Consider the following 3,536-nt stretch of genomic DNA (forward strand, 5'->3'; position numbering starts at 1 on the left):
TCCCGGCTTCGTCGTTGAAGATGAACTCGGTTCCTTCCTCGTTCAAGAAGCGGCCGCCCGCCTGACCGAGCCAGGCGTCGAAAAGCCAGCCGGGGGAGGTGGCGAGGCCGAGCGCCCAGCGCTCGAGTTGCCCTTGATCGTTCACCACGGAAAGCTGGGGGCCGACCTCGAGCAGTTCCTCCCAGGTGGTGGGCGCGTCCGTGTCGGGGTCGAGGCCGGCTTCACGGAAGATGTCGGCATTGTAGTAAATGAGTGGGGTGCTGGTGTTGTAAGGGAGGCAGTAGAGGGTGCCGTCGTAGTCGCAAGCTAGGAGCAGCCGGTCGAAAAAGTCCTCCATGGTGACTTCGCTGTCGGTAGCGATGAAGTCGCCCAGCGGCATAATCGCTTGAGCGTCCACGAAGCCTGCGCCGCGGGTCTGCTCGAACATCACCACGTGGGGCGGGTTGCCGGCCGCCAGCGCCGCTTGCGCGCGTTGCAGGGCGGGGGTATACTCGCCCGCGTAGACGACCTCGACTTGGATCTCATCTTGAGCCTGATTGAACTCCGCGACGAGTGCCTCGAATTCGGGACCACCGAAGTTGGTACCGAGCGAGTGCCAGGCTTCGATCTGGACGGGCTGCGCGTAGGACAGCGAAAGAACTAGGGCTACTAAAAACGCACCAAATCTCTTCATGCTCTTTCCTCCTAAAAGTTCAACCTGAAAGCGTGTACGTACTTTACTTCCCGGGCTGCTATGCAATTGCGTAAGGATATTACACACCACATGTCACCGAAATGTCAAGCAAGCAGCTATAGCATCACATAGCAGGTGATACTCGAGGGCTCGGTGAGATGAACATGCCGACGCGGCTTAGGAGGCAACCTCCAGAAGTGTTTTCAGTTCGTACAAGTCACGAGCGACCACCGTGGCCTCGTGTCCTGCCGCCTCCTTGGTATTCCCCGTCAGCACCAAGGCCGTGCGCACACCCGCCGCCCGACCTCCGGCGATGTCGGTTTGAAGCGTGTCTCCCACCATGACGGTCTCCTCCTCGCTGCGCCCTAAGCGAACCAAGGCCTGCCGGAAGACCCAAGGATTGGGCTTGCCGATCACGGCTGCCTTCTTGCCAGAAGCGGCTTCCAAAAACGCCAGTGTGGGACCGCTCTCGGGCACAGGACCGTCCGGCGTGGGCAGGAGGGCGTCGGGATTGCAGCCGATGAGCTCGGCACCCCGCAAAAGGTATTGGGTCGCCTGCGTCAGCTTGCTGAAGTGCAATTCCGCATCGAAGCCCACCACCACATAATCCGGCACATAACTCGGTATGTGGTACGGTGCCGCGCCCGGGCCGGTAGCCTCTACGAAACCGGCCTCGAGCAACGCCGCTCGGAGCGCCTGACTGCCCAAGACCCAAACGCCCGCGCCGGGAGCCAGGTCCTGCAGGTAGCGCGCAGTCGCCCAGGCCGAGGTGATGATCTTAGACGCCGGCAGCGTGATGCCGAGCCGGCGCAGCTTCTCGCTGTAGGCTGCCGGGGTTGCGCCCGCGTGATTGGTCAGGGCCACCACACGCCGTTCCGTACGTGCCAGAAAAGCGATGAACTCCGCGGCGCCGGGCAGGGGTTCCGCGCCCCAGTAGACGACGCCGTCCAAGTCCAAGATAACGCCGTGAACAGCGTTTAGCGATGAGGTTGCCTCGACGGGAGCGTTCAATGCTTATCCTTTCTCGATGAGCTGTTCTTTTAGGAGTTGCTCGGCGATGCGGTCTTGACTCACGGGGTTCGCCTTGCCGCCGTAGGCCAGCCAGTGCGCGCCGGGCTTTTTGAGGGGGAGCGTAAAGGCGAGCGGCTCGAGGCCGTGGACCTGCCAGGCGATTCGGTCGCTCAGTTCCAGCTCGGCCCAGGCGGCCGCCGGATGAGGCGGGGTGGTGAAGGTTTCGGTGAGGGACTGCAGCGTAAGATAGTGAACGCCGTCGACGGTGTTGAGGGCGTTCCAGTGGACGTGCCCCGCGACCGCCATGACTACCTTGTCGCTGCGCTCGATAATCGCTCTCGCCAAGTGCGCGTTGCGGTAGCCGGCGCGGCTTTCGGTCCTGTGCTCGAAGTAGTAGTTGCCGACCATGGCGCCGTCGCCCAGAGGGACATGGCTGAAGACGATGCTCGGCAAGGTCGCCATTTTAAGGTCGGCCTCGAGCCAGGCGAGGTCCACCGGGCTAAGGCTGAGGTTGCCGAGCCCTCTCTCGTAGCTCACGTCGGCGTACCAGAAGACCAGGTGCCAGCCCTTCACGTCCAGGCTGCGGTGGCGCAGTTCGCTGCCGAGGATGGCCTCGGAGGTTTCCAAAGAGAGATGGGTGACGTCATGGTTGCCGAGCAGGTGCATCCGGGGCACCGTCACTCTCTCAAGCTGCGCCTGAAGCTCCTGCAAGTGCTTGCGATCACTCTCATCACCCTGGTCGTTGATGCGGTCGCCAAGGTCGATCATCATGTCCGGCTGGCGCCTGTTGACCTCGTTCACAACGGTCTCGAGCAAGCGCAAGCCGGCACTGCCCCGTTTCGTCGGGTCGTCGAGGCCGTAGTGAACGTCGGTGAGAATCGCCAGCCGCAAGGGCTCGGTCGTGCTTGTGTGAGTTGATCCGTGATGAGTCGAGCTGTGAGCTGAAGGTTCAGACACGCTTGTCCTCGATGATTTTGCCGGTATGCTCGAGCGCGGCGAGCGCCCTGTCGAAGCGGCGGGTGGCGAGGGCCACGTAGAGCGCGTCGATGACGGAGAGATGGGCGATACGCGATGCCATCACCTCGGCGCGAAAGGTCGTTTCCGCCGTCGCGGTGATCAGGCTGAGGTCGGCGAGCTCGACGAGCGGCGTGCGAAAAAACGAGGTCAGGCCGATGACCGTGGCCCCCCTTGCCTTGGCGTGGCTAGCGGCGCTCAAGGTCTCGCTCGTTCGCCCGGTGTGAGAGATCACCAGAGCAACGTCGCGCGGGGTCAACAGGCCCGCGCTCACCGCCTGCATATGCGAATCGGTGACCACCGAGACCTCTAAGCCGATGCGCAACAAGCGATAGTAGGCGTCGGTGGCGATGGGCGCGCTCGAGCCCACGCCGTAGACCTCGACTTTACGCGCCCCGTCGAGTCTCTCGACCGCCGCAGACAGGGTCTTTTCGTCGAGCATGCCCAGGGTCTGGCGAATAGCCTCGATATCCGCCTGAAACACCTTGGTGGCGATCTGCAAGGGGCTGTCGCCCGACTGCACGGGGTCGGGCAAGACGGCCACGCCACCCCCGACCTCGGCAGCGAGCGTAAGCTTCAAGTCCTTGAAGCCGCCAAAGCCCAGCGTCTGGCAGAGGCGCATTACCGTCGTGGTGCTGACCCCCGCGCGTTGTGCCAGCGCCTCGACGCTGAGCCGCACGCTCCCGGCAGGGTCGTTCAGGATCAGGCGGGCCACCGCCGCCTCCGACGGGGTCAGGCTCGATTGCAGGCCGCGCACGCGCGCCAACACCGCCCGCCCGCCCGGCTGCGCCTCGTCGGCTCGACCGCTACCACTGACTTGGCTCATAAGGCTCGGCTC

The 3,536-nt window shown here is 63.6% G+C and carries 4 protein-coding genes; all 4 read right to left on the minus strand.

From position 1 onward, the window contains the following. The coding region (locus M3498_12755) for an extracellular solute-binding protein (GenBank protein MDQ3460152.1) at nucleotides 1–673 on the minus strand (673 nt) is incomplete at its 3' end. Between the two features lie 177 nt (nucleotides 674–850). Further along, nucleotides 851–1,684: an HAD-IIA family hydrolase gene (locus tag M3498_12760; GenBank protein MDQ3460153.1), complete on the minus strand. Its 834-nt coding sequence runs from the start codon at nucleotides 1,682–1,684 to the stop codon at nucleotides 851–853. 3 nt (nucleotides 1,685–1,687) lie between these two features. Continuing rightward, nucleotides 1,688–2,575, minus strand: a complete 888-nt coding sequence (locus M3498_12765) for a metallophosphoesterase (GenBank protein MDQ3460154.1) — start codon at nucleotides 2,573–2,575, stop codon at nucleotides 1,688–1,690. Between the two features lie 58 nt (nucleotides 2,576–2,633). Beyond that, nucleotides 2,634–3,536: MurR/RpiR family transcriptional regulator (locus M3498_12770; protein MDQ3460155.1), on the minus strand; the 903-nt coding region annotated here is incomplete at its 5' end.

The sequence above is a fragment of the Deinococcota bacterium genome (assembly GCA_030858465.1).
Classification (GTDB): domain Bacteria; phylum Deinococcota; class Deinococci; order Deinococcales; family Trueperaceae; genus JALZLY01.